Consider the following 444-nt stretch of genomic DNA (forward strand, 5'->3'; position numbering starts at 1 on the left):
TCATTATATTCGCCTGAGATAATTTCCAATTGTCTAAGTGGCTTAAGAGGAATAAATACATCGTTAATAATGCCATCATTAATTGTTACACGTCTATACCCTTTAGCTTGACCCGCTTCCGAAAATGAATACTGCAATAAGGAGCCACTATATTTAATTTTGTCTTCTTCTATACTAAATGGATGATGCAAGTGACCTAGCATGACATAATCAAATATATCAAAAACACCTTTCTGAACTGATTAAACCGTTCCAATAGTTAATGGTCTTTCAGAATCAGATGTCTTTCCACCTTGAACAGTCAGATGACTAATTAAAATATTGACGGCATCTTCATCAATTTCCAGTGCTATTGTTTCAATACAGCGCGTAATTCCCTGTTGATGTGTTTCAATGATGTCATCTTCAAAGTAGTGTTTCATTTCGCTCACAGTAGCATAAGGG

At 35.1% G+C, this 444-nt stretch carries 1 pseudogene; it reads right to left on the minus strand.

Features of this window, described 5'->3' with window-relative positions:
* A pseudogene (locus tag EVJ28_RS13965) lies at window positions 1–444 on the minus strand (metallophosphoesterase family protein); the annotation flags it as partial.

Source organism: Exiguobacterium sp. SH3S3 (assembly GCF_004337115.1).
GTDB lineage: Bacteria > Bacillota > Bacilli > Exiguobacteriales > Exiguobacteriaceae > Exiguobacterium > Exiguobacterium aurantiacum_A.